14 protein-coding genes are annotated in these 16173 nt (G+C 67.7%); 6 read left to right on the top strand and 8 right to left on the bottom strand.

The window, feature by feature from the left end; translation table 11 throughout:
* The first annotated feature begins 422 nt into the window (after window positions 1-422).
* Complete coding sequence (locus KEG57_RS37135; protein ID WP_272425175.1) at window positions 423-1388, top strand: ABC transporter substrate-binding protein; 966 nt, start codon at window positions 423-425, stop codon at window positions 1386-1388.
* Between the two features lie 296 nt (window positions 1389-1684).
* Window positions 1685-3895 (top strand): ATP-binding protein, encoded by a 2211-nt coding sequence (locus tag KEG57_RS37130; RefSeq protein ID WP_272425174.1) that lies wholly within the window; start codon window positions 1685-1687, stop codon window positions 3893-3895.
* A 148-nt stretch (window positions 3896-4043) separates the two neighbouring features.
* Here the strand turns inward: KEG57_RS37130 and KEG57_RS37125 are convergent, their stop codons facing one another.
* The 3 genes from KEG57_RS37125 to KEG57_RS37115 are packed head-to-tail and all read right to left on the bottom strand — an operon-like array spanning window position 4044 to window position 5851.
* Entirely contained in the window at window positions 4044-5111 is a 1068-nt protein-coding gene (locus KEG57_RS37125) for a hypothetical protein (RefSeq protein WP_272425173.1), read from the bottom strand.
* Window positions 5112-5144: 33 nt separating this feature from the next.
* Window positions 5145-5462, bottom strand: a complete 318-nt coding sequence (locus KEG57_RS37120; protein ID WP_272425172.1) for a hypothetical protein — start codon at window positions 5460-5462, stop codon at window positions 5145-5147.
* Window positions 5459-5851, bottom strand: a complete 393-nt coding sequence (locus KEG57_RS37115; RefSeq protein ID WP_272425171.1) for a hypothetical protein — start codon at window positions 5849-5851, stop codon at window positions 5459-5461. The genes KEG57_RS37120 and KEG57_RS37115 overlap by 4 nt, the downstream gene beginning before the upstream one ends.
* A 594-nt stretch (window positions 5852-6445) precedes the next feature.
* Between KEG57_RS37115 and KEG57_RS37110 the strand changes: the two genes are divergently transcribed.
* Window positions 6446-7303: a hypothetical protein gene (locus KEG57_RS37110; RefSeq protein ID WP_272425170.1), complete on the top strand. Its 858-nt coding sequence runs from the start codon at window positions 6446-6448 to the stop codon at window positions 7301-7303.
* A 55-nt stretch (window positions 7304-7358) separates the two neighbouring features.
* On the opposite strand, the gene KEG57_RS37105 is transcribed toward KEG57_RS37110, so the two are convergent.
* On the bottom strand, window positions 7359-8891 hold the full coding sequence (locus tag KEG57_RS37105) for a cytochrome-c peroxidase (protein ID WP_272425169.1): 1533 nt from the start codon (window positions 8889-8891) through the stop codon (window positions 7359-7361).
* Window positions 8892-9154: 263 nt separating this feature from the next.
* Here KEG57_RS37105 and KEG57_RS37100 point away from each other — a divergent pair, with 263 nt between their 5' ends.
* Window positions 9155-10537, top strand: a complete 1383-nt coding sequence (locus tag KEG57_RS37100) for a hypothetical protein (protein WP_272459381.1) — start codon at window positions 9155-9157, stop codon at window positions 10535-10537.
* 23 nt (window positions 10538-10560) lie between these two features.
* On the opposite strand, the gene KEG57_RS37095 is transcribed toward KEG57_RS37100, so the two are convergent.
* Window positions 10561-11280: a ferritin-like domain-containing protein gene (locus KEG57_RS37095; protein ID WP_272425167.1), complete on the bottom strand. Its 720-nt coding sequence runs from the start codon at window positions 11278-11280 to the stop codon at window positions 10561-10563.
* Window positions 11273-11704 (bottom strand): hypothetical protein, encoded by a 432-nt coding sequence (locus KEG57_RS37090; RefSeq protein WP_272425166.1) that lies wholly within the window; start codon window positions 11702-11704, stop codon window positions 11273-11275. The genes KEG57_RS37095 and KEG57_RS37090 overlap by 8 nt, the downstream gene beginning before the upstream one ends.
* 146 nt (window positions 11705-11850) lie before the next feature.
* On the opposite strand from KEG57_RS37090, the gene KEG57_RS37085 reads away from it, so the two are divergent.
* Window positions 11851-12780: a LysR family transcriptional regulator gene (locus tag KEG57_RS37085; RefSeq protein ID WP_272425165.1), complete on the top strand. Its 930-nt coding sequence runs from the start codon at window positions 11851-11853 to the stop codon at window positions 12778-12780.
* A 10-nt stretch (window positions 12781-12790) separates the two neighbouring features.
* Here KEG57_RS37085 and KEG57_RS37080 read toward each other — a convergent pair whose 3' ends face one another.
* Window positions 12791-13537: a LytR/AlgR family response regulator transcription factor gene (locus tag KEG57_RS37080; RefSeq protein ID WP_272425164.1), complete on the bottom strand. Its 747-nt coding sequence runs from the start codon at window positions 13535-13537 to the stop codon at window positions 12791-12793.
* The gene (locus KEG57_RS37075) at window positions 13534-14577 is read right to left on the bottom strand and encodes a sensor histidine kinase (RefSeq protein WP_272425163.1); all 1044 of its coding nucleotides are present in this window, start codon (window positions 14575-14577) and stop codon (window positions 13534-13536) included. The genes KEG57_RS37080 and KEG57_RS37075 overlap by 4 nt, the downstream gene beginning before the upstream one ends.
* Before the next feature lie 154 nt (window positions 14578-14731).
* Here KEG57_RS37075 and KEG57_RS37070 point away from each other — a divergent pair, with 154 nt between their 5' ends.
* Window positions 14732-16162, top strand: a complete 1431-nt coding sequence (locus KEG57_RS37070; RefSeq protein ID WP_272425162.1) for a B12-binding domain-containing radical SAM protein — start codon at window positions 14732-14734, stop codon at window positions 16160-16162.
* Window positions 16163-16173 lie beyond the last annotated feature (11 nt).

Below are 16173 nucleotides of genomic sequence, written 5' to 3'. Positions count from 1 at the left end.
CCCCGGGCCCCGCGGGGGCTATTCGCCCCTCGACCCGAACCAGGGCAAGCCCTGGACCTCAGGTGGAAAAACTGCGCTTCGCGCAGTTTTTCCAACAGGCCGGTGGCAAGACCATGAAGGTGCGTTTCGCGCTGGCGGCGGGCACGTTGCCTGTTGAATCGTCAGCGCCGCGGTCTTGATGGGCAGGGTCGTCGTTGGTCTTGACCTGGCCTGTTCGATGAACTGCGCATCGCGCAGTTCATCGACCCCGAGTCCAGCGCTTGCGCAGGCCCGGGTGCAGGGGCGGACAGCCCCTGCTGGGGTCTGGGGCAAAGCCCCAGCGCAGCGAGGCGCGTTGCCGCGCTCGAGAGCCCGCTCCGGCTCGCTTGCTGTCATCCCGCCGCTGCCCAAGGTTTGCCGAAACGTCAAAGGAATCGGGATCCGTGATCCTCGCCCGAATGTTCAGCCTGCTCCTGCTCCTCGTCGTATCTGCCTGCATTCACAGGGAGAAGGAGCCGCTGCGCGTTGGCACGCTCCTCTGGCCAGGAAGCGAGCCCATCTTCCTCGCGCGGGACCTCGGCTATGTCGACGACAGCTCGATCCGCCTGGTGGAGTACACCACGCTGGGTAGGGCCACCCGCGAGTTCCGCAATGGGATGCTCGATGCGGTGTTCGCCACGCTCGATATCGCCCTCCAGCTCCAGCATCAGGGCCTCGAGCCGCGGGTGGTGCTCGTCATCGACCATTCGCTAGGCGCGGATGCCATCGTCGCGCGTCCGGGGGTGGTGCGGGGGGTCGAGGACCTCCGGGGCAAGCGGGTGGCGGTGGAAGACCTGGTGGTGAGCATGTACGTGCTCGGCCGGGCCCTGGAGCAGGCGGGGCTAAAGCCCTCGGACATCCAGCTCGTCCGGACCCCCGTCGACCAGCAAGTGCGCGCCTATACGTCAGGAGACGTGGATGCCGTGGTCACCTACGAGCCTTTCCTGCAAAGGCTGCGCGACGCGGGAGCTCAAGAGATCTTCGACAGCAGTCAGATCCCCGGAGAGATCGTGGACGTGCTCGTGGTGCACGAGGCCGTCCTCGAGAAGAACCCCGCGCAGGTGGAGCACCTCGTCCAGGGATGGCTCCAGGGTCGGCGCTATCTGGAGGAGCACCCGGCCGAGGCGGTGGCCCATATGAGCCCCCGCCTGGGCACGAGCCCCTCCGAGCTCACCTCCATGCTGAAGAAGCTGCGGCTGCTCACCCTGGAGGAGAACCTCGTCCTCCTACGTGGGCCCTCCTCACCCCTCCTCGCGTCGGCGCAGCAGCTCCAGCGTTTCATGCTGAAGGAAGGGCTGCTCCAGAAGCCGATGCAACCCGAACAGATGCTGGACGCGCGAATCATCGAGGCGCTCCAGGAGGGCCGGTAATGCAGCGCCCCCGGCGACGAGGTACCGGGGACCGAACACGGAACCCGCACAGGCTGCCCCCACTCCCCTCGCTGCGCATCACCCTCGTGGTGGTTTTGCTGGCCTTCGCGGTCACGGCGGGCCTCCTCGACCTGCTGCAGAGCTCGCGCCTCGCCTCCCGCCGTGTGGAGGAGGACTCCATCGAGCAGCTCGCCCGACTCCTGGGCGAGAAGCAGGACCACCTGGAGCTGCTCCTGCGGCTGCGTGAGCCCGAGCGGATCCGGGAGGAGATCGCCGGCCTCGGCGCGGATCCGCACGTGAAGAAGGCGCTGCTCATCGACGACACCGGCCAGGTGTTCGCGTCGATCCGGCGCGTGGAGATAGGGAAACAGGCCCCGGCACTCTACCCCGCGCTGTTCCTCGGCGGGGCGGAGCCGCGGCTCCGTCGGACCCGCGATAACCTCGTCGCGAGCGTCGAGGTCACCAAAGACCGTGCGGCCATCGTGGCCTCGTACCCGGTGATGGGCCCCGCGAGCCCGGCGCAGCTCGCCCCTCCAGCGGCCTGGCTGCTCGTTGTCGAGCGGAACATCTCCCCCCAAAAGGCGCAGGCACGGGCGCAGATGTGGGCGCTCGTGGTGCAACGCAGCGGCTTGCTCGCGACCCTCGCGGGGCTGCTCTGGCTCTTCTTCCACTTCGCCCTCACACGCCGCGTGGACAGGCTGGTCACCACCGCCCACCGCTTCGCCGCGCGCGACTGGGAAGCGCGCAGCGGGCTCTCCGGGAGCGATGAGCTTGCCGTGGTGGGGCGCGCCTTCGACCAGATGGGTGAGCGCCTCCGCGCGACCCAGACACAGCTCGAGGAGAGCGAGGCCCAGATCCGGCTGCTGCTCGACTCGGTCGCGGAGGGCATCTACGGGCTGGACCTCGACGGGCGCAGCACCTTGGTCAACCGCTCCGCCGCCCGGATGCTCGGCTATTCGGACGCGCGGGAGCTTTTGGGGGTGGATGCGCACGCGACGTGGCACTACGCCCGCGCGGATGGCACGGCCTATCCCCCGAGCGAGTGCCCCATCCTTCAATCGCTGAGCGTTGGCACCGCGACCCACGTCGAGCGGGACTTCCTCTGGCGCAAGGACGGCACGCGCCTGGCCGTGGAGCTCTGGTCCTACCCGATCCACCAGAGGGGTCGGCATATCGGCGCCGTCGCGACGTTCGTGGACACCACCGCGCGCCAGCGCGCCGAGGAGGCCCAGCGTTTCCTCATCGACGTCAGCACGCAGCTTGCAGAGCTGCTCGACGAGAAACGCGCCGTGGAGCGCGTGGCGCGGCTGGCCATTCCCCAGCTCGGCCAATGGTGCGTCATTGACAGGGTGGACGACGAGGGCGTGCTTCGACGCGCGGCCGAGGTGCACCAGGACCCGGCCCGGCAAGAGCTGCTCCGCGCGCTCTCGCAGCACTTCGCGCTGGGCGGGAGAGCGCTCCTGCCGACCGCTCGCGTGCTGCGCACCGGCAGGCCACTCCTCGGGGACGAAGCCACGCAGGCGCTGCTCGACACCGACCCGACCAGCACGGAGTACCTGGAGCTTTTGCGGCGGCTCGGAACGAGGACCGCGATCGCCCTCCCCATCACCGTGCGGGGGCAGACGCTGGCGGCCATGCTTCTGGTCTCGGACACGCCGGGCTTCCAGTATGGCCCGCTCGAGCTCTCGCTCGCCGAGGAGCTCACCCGGCGAGCCTCGGTCGCAATGGACAATGCCCGGCTCTACCAGCAGTCCCAGGAGGCGGTGCGCCTTCGCGAGGACTTCCTCTCCGTGGCCTCGCACGAGCTGAACACGCCGCTCACGCCGCTGCGCCTGCAACTGCAGACGATCCAGCGCGCGCTCGGCGCCACCGGCCATGCGGAGGTCCCCGCCCACCTGCTCTCGAAGGTTGAAAAGGCGCTCGGACAGGTGAAGCGCCTGTCCCAGCTCGTCGATGGTCTTCTCGACGTTTCCAGCCTCAGTGCCGGCAGGCTCCGCCTGCACCTGGAGGAGGTGGACATGGTGGCGCTGACCCGGGAGCTGGCCGAGCGCTTCGCCGACCAGGCCAGCGTCGTCGGCTGCCAGCTCATCGTCACCACCGATGGGCCCACCGTCGGCCATTGGGACCGGACACGCCTCGAGCAGGTCTTCACCAACCTCATCACCAACGCGCTGAAGTACGGCATGGGAAAACCGGTGGAGCTGCACGTCACCTCCTCCGGAGGGCAGGCGCGCTGGAGCATCCGGGACCACGGGATCGGGATCGCCGCCCAGGACCAGGAGCGCATCTTCGGGCGCTTCGAGCGGGCGGTCCCCTCCCGGCAGTACGGCGGGCTGGGGCTGGGCCTCTACATCGCGCGCTCCATTGTCCACGCGCTCGGGGGAAACATCCACGTCGAGAGCCAGCCGGGAGCCGGAGCCCTTTTCACCGTCGACCTGCCGCTCGAGCCCGCCCGGTATGTGCGGGGCCCGGAGGCCCCCGTCTCGGATACGACCGACGCGCCGTGATGGGCGCCCGGCAAGGAACGGCGTATTCACCGTGCCCACATGCCGCAAGTGGCCCCGCAACGCCTCGACGACCCATCTCGAACGTTCGAACCGCGCTCGCCACGAAGCTCCGCCCTCGCCTCCGGAAGCCTTGAGAGGGGATGCCGTTTCAGCGGGTCCGTTCACCGAGCCGCCGGAGGTGCGGTCGCCCTCCGGCTTCTTCCACGACGACCCAGGGATTTTTCGGGTCGTAGGCCGTGACGCCCCAGATGGGGAACGGCGGAGCTTGGTCGATCGAGGAGAGGCCGTCGCGCAGGAGGGAGCGGCCGGTGGCGGAGAGCGTGTATTTGGCCGTCTGCCAGCCGTTCGGCGCTGTCCAAGATTTGGCGTGCAGGGCGCCGCGCTCCGCCCATTGGGCGAGGCGTTCGAAGAGGACGATATCTCCGGTGAGACTCAACCACCGACGCAGCTCCTCGCCTTTGCTCCCCCGGCGCATGAGGATCCTCGCGGGATTCGAAGGCGTCTTGTTCACACAACCGAGCAATAGCGCATCCAGGGTCGAGAGGGAGAGGCTACGCTCGCTCAGCCGGGGGAAAAGGCCCGCCTGGTACGCGCCCAGCTCGAAGAACTCCTTGCGTGAGGGCGTCTCGCGGAGGCGTTTTCCGGAGAGGATCGGGGAAGGAGCCGTGAGCTTCCTCCAAAAGAGCGCCTTTTCGCGGACCTCCCTCCGTGAAAGAGAACGTGCCGTGCCCCATGCTCGCCGGGCCATCGCGGGCTCCAGGGTGACGTATACGATACCGAAGCTGAGGCGCGCATGCCTCTCCCCGTATTCACCGATGAAGATGAGTGAGAGGTCGGGCTGCGTAGGATGGTGCTGGAGCCGATAGGCGCAGTACGCCCAGAGAGCAACGCGATCCATCCACTTGAGAGACGTCCAGACGACGACGGGTTCGGCGGCGGCGAGGTCTGCGAGGACCCGACGAAAGGGGGGGACATACGCCGGAGGGTAGGGCCACACATCGGCCCAGAAGTCGCGGCGCAGGCGCATGTGATCCTCAAGATCCGGGGCGCAAGGGCCGACGAGCAAACCATCGTTCATGGAGCGCACAGCTACGCGCATCCCGCGGCGAACGGCGAGTGCGACATCGCTAGAGGTGGCGATGTGGATGGTCATGGCACGCTCAGAACCTGCATTGCTGGCATTCCGGCGAAGGATAGTACCCACCCGTGGTCTCATTCGTGTCCGACATCGAATCAACTCCTATGTCAGTCACACGGTGATGCCGAAGGACGTCAACACGGATTCCGCTGTCGATTGGAGATCATCGGGCGCCTTCCGTGTCGCCACCCAGTCCGAGACGAGCGCTCGCAGCTTCCGCACGCGGTCCCGCTCTTCCTCGCCGACGACCATGTCCGTCCAAACCTCTTTTGCGAGGATACCGTCGAGGGCGCGCTCGGTCTCGTGTAGGATCGTCACCCATTCGGGATCAGGAGTCGTGGAAGGATCCTCCCGCAGCGCCATCACGAAGGCAGCGATGCAATTGATGCCTTCGGCGATCGCGTTCGCCGTGTCTCGATCATCTGTCATGGCTCCGTCCCCTCATTACTTGTCGAAATCGTAGCGGCAAAGCCATTTGCCGATCGGGTAGATGAGACGGAGAACGAAGGCCCTACCCTGAAGTCGCCGCCCTTCCACGCGTACCCGAAGGCGACCGACGTCTGGTTGTACACCCCGACCCCGAGCCTACCCGTCCCGGGCAGGACGCTGCACAGGTCGTCCACGCCAAACGAAAAACCGCCCTCCCCGCGCCACGCGACCGCCGCGTGAGGGCTCACCGCGAAGCGCGGCAGGGTCCCGACGAGGATCCCTCCCAGGCCCACGCCGCCGCTGACCTCGTACGCCTCTGCCGGCGTGACGAGGAGGATAAGCGCGGCGCACAGCATGCCGCTCTCGATACGGCCATCCCTCCGAGCCACGCGCTCCCCCCTCCCCCGTCAGTAGGCTACGGTCGGCATCACCACACCGTCAACCTCTTCCCCGGTGTTTTCCGGGCATTCACCGCGTCCACACGCCTCAAGTCATCCCGCAACGCCTCGACGACCCATCTCGAACGTTCGAACCGCGCTCGCCACGAAGCTCCGCCCCCGCCTCCGCCCGCGAGTCAGCACCGGGAGAGTTCCGCAGGCCCCGTCGCGAGCCCAAACCCGAACGTCGACGCGTCGCCCCCTCGCTCCTTTCGCCTGAACCGCTCCGTCTCGCGTTGGCACGCAGGTTCGAGCGCCGATCGCCGCACGTCGAAACGCGCGCACCAGGCACCTCCGGCGCCACGAGCGACGACGCAACCGCTCACGCCCCCGTTCCGCGCGCCCCGTCCCCCCCGTCGACGTTGCAACCCCACTTCGGGCGCCCGAACCGCCCCCGCGACGCGTTGCAACGCCACTTCAGCCACCTCGAACGCCCCCGCAAGCCGTCTCCGGCGCGTTCGAGCCCCTTCCCGTGAGGGACGGCAGTGTCCCCGGACGCATCATGTCCTTGACGGCCGGCGCGTGAGCCCTCTAGCATCCGCCGCCATGGTTGGAATCAAGACCCTCCCTGAAACGACGACCACCGCGACGGCCGCGATCCATTTCCGCTTCCTCGCGGCCCATATCCGGCGCAATCCCCTCACGCAGGCGCTCGTTCCCGACGTGGATGCATTCGAGCCGCGCATCGAGGCCACAATCGCCGAGGAGCGCAATCTCCTCGAAGCCGAGGCCTCCGCCGGCGCGGCCGTCCAGTTCGCGGATCACGACCTCGATGATTCGGTCGATTTCGTCTCGGCGAACGTGGACAGGCGTTCGCTCCTCGGGCACCGCCTCTTCGGGGACCTCCGCCCCAGCGAGTTGAAGCGACCCATCCTCGGCGGGCAGCTCGACATCATGCAAACCTGGCCCGAAGCGCTGGCGGAAAGCGATAAAGCCGTGCTGAGAGACCAGGCGCCCGTGGTGGCCACGCGCGCGCAGGTTGGCGAGGAAGCGGCGAAGGAAAAGAAGACCGCGACGCAAAACCTGGTCAACTTCCGGACCATCGGCACGCGCGTGAAGCTGAACCAGGATCACAACAAATTGCGGAAGTCCCTCTACGGAAAGCTCGGCGAGATCCAGCACGCGCACAAGCTCGGCGCCGGCTGGGCAGAGTCGTTCTTCCTGCAGGAATCGGCCGAGGAGCTGACCCTGAGCCAGCTCGACAAGAAGATCGGGGCCGCCTCAGCGGAGCTCGACGCGCTGAAGAAGCAGCGCGAGGCGCTCGCCGCACAGGAAGCGAGAATCGCAGCCCAGCGGGCGCAGGCCGCCCAGCAAGAGAAGAAGGCGAAGCTCGAAGCGCTCCAGAAGCTCAAGGCCGACCTCGCGGCGCAAGAGGCAGCGTTGCTCTCCGAGCTCTCCGAATGAGGATGGTTGGATTCGCGCTAAAACGATGCGCGGGGCGCATCCGAAGCCGTGAATCTCACTTCTTCTTGTAGGGCTTCGGCTGCTTCGGCGTCACCGTATCGGTGAGCGTCTTCATGAACGCCACGAGCGCCGCCTCTTCCTCCGCGGTGAGGCCCAGGTTCCCGACCGTGCCCACCACGCCGGCCTGACTTTCGGTATCGAACTCCGCGGCCGGCCAGCAACCCCTCTCCATCGCCTCGTCCGCCGTCGTCCCGGGCGGGCAGTTCACGTCGTCCCGGAGGAGGATCGACGTGTTGTAGAAGTGGACCACCTGCTCGAGGCTCTTGAAATAGCCATTGTGCATGTAGGCCTTCGTGAACCCGTTGCCGCGGCGCTTGTCGACGTTGCGCAGCGTCGGGGTCTTGAAATGGCCGGCGAGCGGCGTCGCATTCGGGTCCTCGGTGTCGAACGAGGCGCTGGGATCCGCATGCTCGAGGAGCCCGGCGTCGCCGTTCTCCGGATCGAAATTCTCGATCTCGAAGTTCGGCGGCACCCCGATGTTATGATACGCGAAGTCGCTGTAAATCTGGTTCAGCTCATCGCCCTTCGAGCCCAGGGTGGGCCCGAGGACGACCGAATTGTGGCTGTTGTGGCACAGCGCGCACCTCGCGTTCTTCAGGTCAGGGTTCTGCCCTGAGTCGTTGCGGCCATAAAACAGGTCGTGTCCGAGGTTCTCCTCGGGCGTGAGGCTGGAGAACGGGAGCGCGAGGACCAAGTTGCCCTGGGCATCCAGGGTCGTGACGGCCTCGTCGCGCCGCGAGCTGAACGAGTTGACCTCGGAGGAATGCTGCCAAGCGGAGAGCGCAAGGCCGATGCGCTTGAAGCTGATGGCCGGATCGGCGCAGTTGATCGTCTCACCCCACGCCTTCGTATAGAGCTCCGCGTATTTCGCCGACTTGACGTGCAAGCAGACGGCCTCAGCGCCGGGCAAACCGTGATCGTTGCCGTCGGGAACGTTCTGTTCGGCATCGTTCGGAAAAGGCCCGAGCGCCTGATCCGCGAGCGGTCCGAGGAAGAGGCCATACGCCGCGGCAAGGGCCGCATTCCCCTTGAAGATTTCCGTGCCGACGTGCGTGATCGCCCCCGTGCCCGTGAAGGTCGGAAGCGCCGTGAAAGGCGTTGCCGTGCCCTCGGCGCGTCCGTCCCAGAATGTGCCTCCCGTGCAAACCCGCATGATGCCGAGAGCGCACGCGGCAGCAGGTGGAATCAAAGTGACGGTGACGGTCTTGGGCGTTTCGCCAAACGCCGGGCTGAAGCTCGCATACGCGTTGCTCGGAGGCTTGCGCCGCCCGGCCGCTTTGGGATTGGCGCCGGGGACGACGACGCCGTTCTTGTTGATGCCCGCGACGGCGCCCGTCCAGCCATTCGCGGCGTCATGACAGGTATGGCACCCCTGGCGCTTCGGATCGGAGATATTGTCGAAGAAGACACGCTTGCCAAGCTCCTCGAGGGCGGCGGCGTTCTGGGCAAGCGCCGTCCCGCTGGACAACAGCACCGCTGCGGACGCGAGAAGCATCACGCGTTTCGTCACCACGTTAAGGACAATCACGATGCATTTTCTCCTTGAATTCGAGGATCGGTCTCCGTCAGCTCGTCACGTTCTCCGCGCGATCACTCCTTTGCTTCAACTTGGAAAATGGCGGGGGGCCTGCCCACGACGAACCCCTTCACTCGATCGTCAATGGCCCCTGCGCGCAGAAGAAACACGGCGCGGCCCGCAGAGCAAAGCCGGTGCCACGAGCGCAGTCACGCGCGTTCTTGCTGCAAAGCTCCTTGGGGTCCAGCGCCCCTCAATGCTATGCTGACGGAAGCATGGACGGCTTTGAAGCGTTTCGCGCTCATATCGAAACATTGAAGGACCCGAAGCCCAAGGAGGCTCTCGGCCTCGCGCTCGCCGCGTTCGAGGGCATCTGGAAGGACGGCACCTGCGATCAGGCGCGTCTCGATGTCGTCGTGGGAGTCGCAGGTGCTGCGTCGACGCTCCTCTGGTCTTCTGGGATGGAGATGCTCGTGCAGTTGGCCTCTCGCGACAGCTCCGCGCTCGAAGCGTTCCTGGCCCTGGCAACGTCGCGCAAGGCGGGTCAGCGCTTCGCCGCGATAGCGGCGATGGACAACCGACTGCCTCGAGCCACCGTGCTCGACGTCTTGAGAGCAGGTCTCCTCGACAAGAGCTCCAAGGTGAAGATGCGCGCTTTCCTTCGTTGCAACGATCTCGCGGCCAAAGAGCTCGTCCGAGACATGACGAACGTCGCTCTTGGCATGGAAGGCAAGGCACGCGAAGAGGCAGACTGGTATCTCGCACTGACGCGGGACGGTTACGTCATCGAGCCGGACGTAGACCGCGCCACGATCACCATCGTTTATCCTTGGGGAAGCATCATCTCGAGCCCCGTGCTGCTGGAGGAGACCACGCCCGAGCGTATCGAAGCGACCCTCGCGCGCCTGCGCAAAGAGGCGGAAGACGACCACGCGTGGGGAGAGCGGCTGAGGGTGCGAGACGAGGCACAAAAGAAGGCGGAGAGGGAGCACGCAGAGGAGAGGAGCCGCAAGCGACGCGAGGGCACGCTGGTACCTGACGAACAGAAGAGCTTTTTCCTGGTCGATCCAGATACGGGTGAAATATCGGACGGTCGCGACTTCGACCGGACGATACGCGCGCTCGTCACGGGGGCCCATCCGGATGTCAGGAAGACGATGGGGATGGGTCATCTCAGGATCGCGTCAGGGGAGGTGGCGATCGCGGATCCCATTCATCACTTCCACAAGCAGCCGCTCGAACGTGAGGCGCCAAGAGGGGCTCACGAGATAAGCTTCCTCTTCGGCGAAAGTGACGCGCACGTCGGGGCCGTCGTCCTTCGCTTCGCGGAAGGCGAGATTGCAAGCGTCGAAAGAGCCGCGTGGACATTCCCCTTCAGGGAGGCGACGGTCTTTGGTCTCGCGTCCGGGCTCGCCGCGATCTTCGACTATCGCGAAGTCTCCGAGCTCGATCCGCCTCGCCGTCCCGAGCTGATGAGCTTGATCGAGCTCGAAGACGGCGAGGCGGGCATCCTCGTGGCGCTCCCGCGTATCCGCAAATGGAACATCGCCCTATGCCGCGCGAGCCCCGAGACGGGCACGTTCTACTCGTGCCACTGGGCCCTCGATCGGCGCGGCGAGCCGCTCGCGCTCGTCGTCGACTTCGCCGCGTTCAGCTGACCGAGCGGCAGGGAGCAGAAGATTCACGGCAGCCTCTCCGAGAGCCAGCTTTCCCCCCGCGCCGTGTCGACGCCGAAGCGCCGCAGCCCTGGGAACACCACGAGGGACATCGTGTCGCGGAAGATTCGCTTCCGCTCGGCGCGATCCAGCGCGCCGAGGCCGGAGAGCGCCTCCTGTGCCGGGTGCTCTGCCCAGGATGAGAAGAGCTCCTCGGAGACTGTGCCGGCGAGCATGGCCGGGAGAGAGGGGCCCACGACATCCTGGGCGCCGCGCTCGTGCTCGGCTGCGAGGTGCGCCCATCCGAGCCTTGCGTGGTCGACCTCGTCGCGAAGGATGTGCTGCATCGTGTCGCGCACCAGCGGATCGGTCGCACGTGCGACGAGCTCGCCGAGCAGTGCGGCGCTCAGCGTCTCCGTCACGCACGACATCGCGATGACCTCGTAATGCAGCCGCTCGCGTGGCCCGAGTCCGCTGGGCGTCACCACGCGCGCGGCGGGCACGGCTCCGAGCTCGAAGGGCTTGCCTCCGAGCTCGCGCACGAGTGCTGCGCATTGCTCTGCGTGGCGCCGCTCGTCCTCGGCCGCCTCGCGGGCCATCGTGATGACGGGCGCCACGGCGCCGCATGCTGCGAGCTCGCCTGCGAGCCGCGTGAATCGCGCGGACGCTTCGAGCTCGGCGCGCGCGCGGTGCCGCCAGATCTGCGCCGCGGCGCAACGCGCGGTCGTGGCCTCGACGTCAGCCATTGCAGCAGCCTGCCCCGGCATTGCCCGCCTCGCAGAATCCGGCGCAGCACGGCTCCGTATTGAGACAATTCTCGGCCCAGCAGCACGGGCAGCCGCAAGGATCACTCGGGTTGGCGGGGGACGGCGAGCATTCGAGGTTGCTCGCGCCGCCCGCGCTGCCGCTCCCCGACGTCGCGCTCGCGCCGCCCTCGCCACCTGCGCCGCCGCTCCCTGACGTCACGCCCTCGCCGCCTGCGCCGCCGCTCCCCGACGTCGCGCCCCCGCTTCCGCCCGCTCCGTTCCCGCCGTTCCCGCCGTTCCCGCTGCTCGTGCCTGCCGCGCCACCGTCCCCGCCGTTCCCCCCGTCGCTCGTGTGGCTGCACGCAGGGAGACCAAGCGCCGCGCCCCCCAGGACCAGGACATTGAAGAGTTTTTCGATGTTCATGACATCCTCTTGCGTTAGGAAGACAGGATTCCGGGCGGGATCCCGTGCGCCGCACGGGTCCACCGTTGGTTCTTCCCAGGATGCGTCCCCTCGAACGTCCTGTGAATCGGAATGTTCGATATTGTATCGTTCGGGAAGACCGAACGATGAACGACCCTACCTCCTTCCGCCCCGGCGCCTCCCTCCCCGACCTCGAATCGCTCCGTTGTTTCCTGGCCGCGGCGCGCCACCTGAGCTTCCGCGTGGCGGCGCGCGCCGTCGCGTTATCGCCCGCGGCGTTCAGCGATCGCATCCAACGCCTCGAGGACACGCTCGGCGCGCCCCTGTTCGACCGCACGACCCGCCGCGTCGCGCTCACCGCTGCGGGCGAACGCCTCGTGCCGGAGGCGCAACGTTGCCTCGATCAGGCGCGACGGTGCGGCGAGGTCGTGCTCCGCGACGACGGCGCGCCGATGCCTTACGAGCTCACGATCGGCACGCGCTTCGAGCTCGGCATGAGCTGGCTCGTCCCGGCGCTCGACGCGCTCGACGCGGCGTGCCCCGAGCGCAGGCTTCACCTTTATTTCGGAGATACGGCGGAGCTCGTCCGGCAGGCGCAGCGCGACATGATCGACGCCTTCGTCTCGAGCGCGCGGCTTTCGGACGCGGGTTTTTCATACGCGCGCCTGCACGAGGAGCGGTACGTCTTCGTGGGGCAACGGCAGCTCCTCGCGCGTCGCCCCCTCGCGCGTCGAGAAGATTGCGCCACGCACACGCTGCTCGATACGCACCGCGACCTGCCGCTCTTTCGCTACTTCCTGGACACCCGCCCGGGAGGCGAGGACTGGGCTTTTCGGCGCGTGGACTACCTCGGCACGATAGGCGCCGTGCGCATGCGCGCCCTCGCAGGAACGGGGGTCGCCGTGCTGCCGCAATACTTCGTGGAGGGGGATCTTCGACGGGGCCGGCTCGTTCCGATCTTGCCGAGGGTGAAGCTGCCGATCGATTGGTTCCGGCTCGTCTGGCGCGACGGGCACCCGCGGGAGGCGGCGCTCCGAAAGCTGGCCGAGGACCTCGTCGCGCGGCCGCTCCGGTGACGCCGAGCCATCATGCTTCGTCGCCGCCCGCGCCGCGGGCGATCCCGAGCGCGCGGCGGAGCTCCCTCGCCGCCTGGCGGGAGACCTCGACGGTGTGGCCATTTTTCGTGCGCGCGAGGTAGCCGCCCGAGGGCGTGGGCTCGAGCAGGCTCACGTGCTCGAGGTTCAAGAGCGCGCGGCGGTGGACGCGGACGAAGGTGCCCGCCGGCAGGCGCTCTTCCAGCGCGGCCAGCGAGAGATCGGTGATCACGCGCCGCCCATTCGCCACGATCGTGACGAGCGCGCCGTCGAGCTCGGCGAACGAGATCTCGGCGGGATCGAGGAGCAGCACGCCCTCGCGGGTCTCGATCGCGAGACGCCGCGCGGCGGCGTGAGGGGGGTTCGGGGGCGCAGCGCTGATGACACGTCGTGCGCGCTCGATGGCGATCTGCAGGCGCCCGGCCTCCACGGGTTTGAGCAGGTAATCGACCGCGGCCACCTCGAACGCGGACACGGCGTATTCGGCGTGCGCGGTGCAGAAAATCACGTAGGGCCGCGGCTCGGGCAACAAGCGAATCGCCTCGAGCCCAGTGAGGCCGGGCATTTCGATATCGAGCAGGATCACGTCGATGCTGCCCTGCCCGAGGGCCGCGCGCACAGCGTCGCCGCGATCGCACTCGCCCACGATCACCACGTCCTCGATCGCGCCGAGCAGCCGAAAAAGACGCGCCCGCGCGAGCTTTTCGTCGTCGACCACGAGCACCCGCAGCGCACTCACGAGGTCACCTCCGGCAGCTCGAGATCGACCCGCGTGCGGTCGTCTTCGCCGCGAATGGAGAGGCGCGCGCGCTCGTCGTAGGCCAGCGCGAGCCGGCGCTGCACGGTGGGCAAGCCATCGCTGCCCGCCCTCGGGCCGGCGTACGCGCCTGGATTCGAGAGCGTGATTCGAAGCGCGCCCGGCACCCGTCGGATCACGAGACGCACCTCGCCCTCGTGCCCGGCGCCGGGACCGTGTTTCATCGCATTCTCCGCGAGCAGCAGGAGCACGAGGGGCGGTACCGGCAGAGGCGCGGCGTCCGGATCGAGCTCCATGACCACCGTGAACCGCGTGGGATCGCGCAGTCGAAAAAGCTCGAAGAGCGTACGTACGAGCGCGAGCTCCTGCTCGAGGGGCCACCACTCGGCACGCACGCCGGCGAGGATCGCGCGCAGCATCGACGCGAGGCGCAGCACGGCCTCCTCGGCGACCGCGCCGTCGACGCGGCACCACTCGGCGATCGCATTGAGCGTGTTGAAGAGGAAATGGGGATCGAGGTGCGCGCGGAGCGCGAGGAGCTGCGCGCGCTCCGCCTCGCGCTCGAGCCTCTCGGCGCGCTCCCGCTGGGCAACGAGCCGCACCTCGAGATCGATGTCCCGACCGAGCCCCCAGCCGCCAACCCAGTAGAGCGCGAGCGAGCTGACGAGGTTCGCAGGGACGGTGAGGAAGCTAGGCCCGAGTCGCAACCAGCGGGGGATCACGCCCCCGATGCCAAAGACCACGATCGCGCCGAGCGCCGCATAGGCGAGGACGCGCAGCAGCGTGGGGCGATCGGCGGCGATCGCGCGCCAAGAGACCGGCGCGAGCAGCGTGAACGAGGCGCAAAGCGCAACGCCGACCGCGAGGGAGGCCGAGCCGCCCGAGCGCGCCTGGGCGACGAGGAGCGTGACGGTCATCACGAGGATCGGGACGAGGCGACGCGGCGCTGCGAGGGCGCGGAGCGTGGCGATCGCGAGGGGCTCCTCCAAGGGCTCTGGTCTCCCGGCTGCACGCGCCGTCATCGGAGAAGGTGATAGCCGATCCCAGGGCAGGGCGGAACGCGAGACCGCTCGAGGTATCGAAGCGCCCGCTCGCGTCCCAGGACCGACCGCTCACGCACTCTCGCGCGGCGAACCAGGCTGCACGCGTTCATCGTGAGCTTCGAGGAGTCCTACGATGAAGGTGAGAATCGTCGTCGATTACGTGCCTCGTTACCGTCGCGGTCATCAATGGCACTTCGTCCCGCCGGTGACGGGGATCCACCTCGCGGCGATCACCCCCTCCGAGCACGAGGTGGAGGTCATTCACGAGCAGGTGCGTCCCGTCCCCGTCGATACCACGCCGGACGTCGTCGCCCTTTCTTTCTTCTCGGGATTCGCCCGCCGCGCGTATCAGCTCGCCGATCGCTACCGTGCGCTCGGCGTGCGCGTGGTCGCGGGCGGGCCGCACGTCTCGTACTGGACCGAGGAGGCCCTTTCACACGTGGACGTGGTCGTCACCGGGGAGGCCGAGTCGGTATGGCCCGAGGTGCTCCGTGATCTCGAGCGGGGAACGGCGCGCCGCGTGTATCGCGGGGAGCCGGCGAACCTCGCCGGATTGCCGACGCCCCGGTACGATCTGCTCGAAGACCGCTTCCTCGTCCCGCGCGTTCTCCAGGCGACGCGGGGTTGTCCGTTCACGTGCAGCTTCTGCACCGTGCCCGACCTGAACCCGGGTTTCCGCGTGCGTCCGGTCGACGAGGTCGTGCGCGATATCGCGACCACGCGTTTCCCTCGTTTTTGGCAGGACAAGGTCGCCTGGTTCTGGGACGACAACCTCCTCGTCCAGCGCCGCTGGGCCAAGGACCTGCTCCGCGCGATGATCGGCCTCGATCGGTGGTGGCTGACGCAGGCGTCGATCGACATCGTCAAGGATCGGGAGCTACTCGACCTCATGGAGCGGTCCGGATGCATCGGCATCTTTTTGGGTATCGAGAGCCTCGACGAGGCGGATCTGCGCAGCGTCGACAAGCGGCAGAACCGCGTGCGCGAGTACCGCGACGCGATCGATCGCCTGCACGATCGGGGGATCTGCGTGATGGCCGGCTTCATCTCGGGGTTCGACGATCAAACGCCGGAGGCCATCGCCGCCACCGCGGATCGCCTCAATGCCGTGGGCGTGGACGTGCCCTTCCTGAGCGTGCTGACGCCATTCCGCGGCACACCGCTCTATGACGAACACCTGCGTGACGGCCGGATCCTCACGGAGCGCGACTGGCCCCATTACAGCGGCTACGGGGTGGCGTTCCGGCCCGCCAAGATGACCCCCGACGAGCTGCTCGCGGCGCACCGGCGGCTCTGGAACCGCGCCTTCTCGCCGGCGCTGGTGCGGGATCGGCTCGCGCGCGGAATGCGGCAATTGAGCCGCGGCGGGATGATGCTCTCGGCAGCGATGAACGGGTTTTACGGGCTCAAGCAGCTCACGGGCAACGAGCCTGCGTCGCCGCCGATCGAGGGAGAGGGGCACATCGCGCACCCGGATCCGAGGGAGGCACCCTTGCGGCTGTCGCAAATCGGCGTGCGGCGCGCCGAAAAGAAGAAGGTCGAAAGCACGCCAGGCCTTCGGTGAGAGGAAAGCCG

The sequence above is a fragment of the Polyangium jinanense genome (genome assembly GCF_028435365.1).
The sequence above is the reverse complement of the archived record's forward strand: the minus strand, read 5'-3'. Positions and strand labels throughout refer to the sequence as shown.

Bases quoted from the DNA above. Each gene is read 5' to 3' on its own strand.
- KEG57_RS37125 (WP_272425173.1), bottom strand. From the start codon at position 5,111: ATGAGACCACGGGTGGGTACTATCCTTCGCCGGAATGCCAGCAATGCA.
- KEG57_RS37120 (WP_272425172.1), bottom strand. From the start codon at position 5,462: ATGACAGATGATCGAGACACGGCGAACGCGATCGCCGAAGGCATCAAT.
- KEG57_RS37110 (WP_272425170.1), top strand. From the start codon at position 6,446: ATGGTTGGAATCAAGACCCTCCCTGAAACGACGACCACCGCGACGGCC.
- KEG57_RS37100 (WP_272459381.1), top strand. From the start codon at position 9,155: ATGGACGGCTTTGAAGCGTTTCGCGCTCATATCGAAACATTGAAGGAC.
- KEG57_RS37095 (WP_272425167.1), bottom strand. From the start codon at position 11,280: ATGGCTGACGTCGAGGCCACGACCGCGCGTTGCGCCGCGGCGCAGATC.
- KEG57_RS37090 (WP_272425166.1), bottom strand. From the start codon at position 11,704: ATGAACATCGAAAAACTCTTCAATGTCCTGGTCCTGGGGGGCGCGGCG.
- KEG57_RS37085 (WP_272425165.1), top strand. From the start codon at position 11,851: ATGAACGACCCTACCTCCTTCCGCCCCGGCGCCTCCCTCCCCGACCTC.
- KEG57_RS37075 (WP_272425163.1), bottom strand. From the start codon at position 14,577: ATGACGGCGCGTGCAGCCGGGAGACCAGAGCCCTTGGAGGAGCCCCTC.
- KEG57_RS37070 (WP_272425162.1), top strand. From the start codon at position 14,732: ATGAAGGTGAGAATCGTCGTCGATTACGTGCCTCGTTACCGTCGCGGT.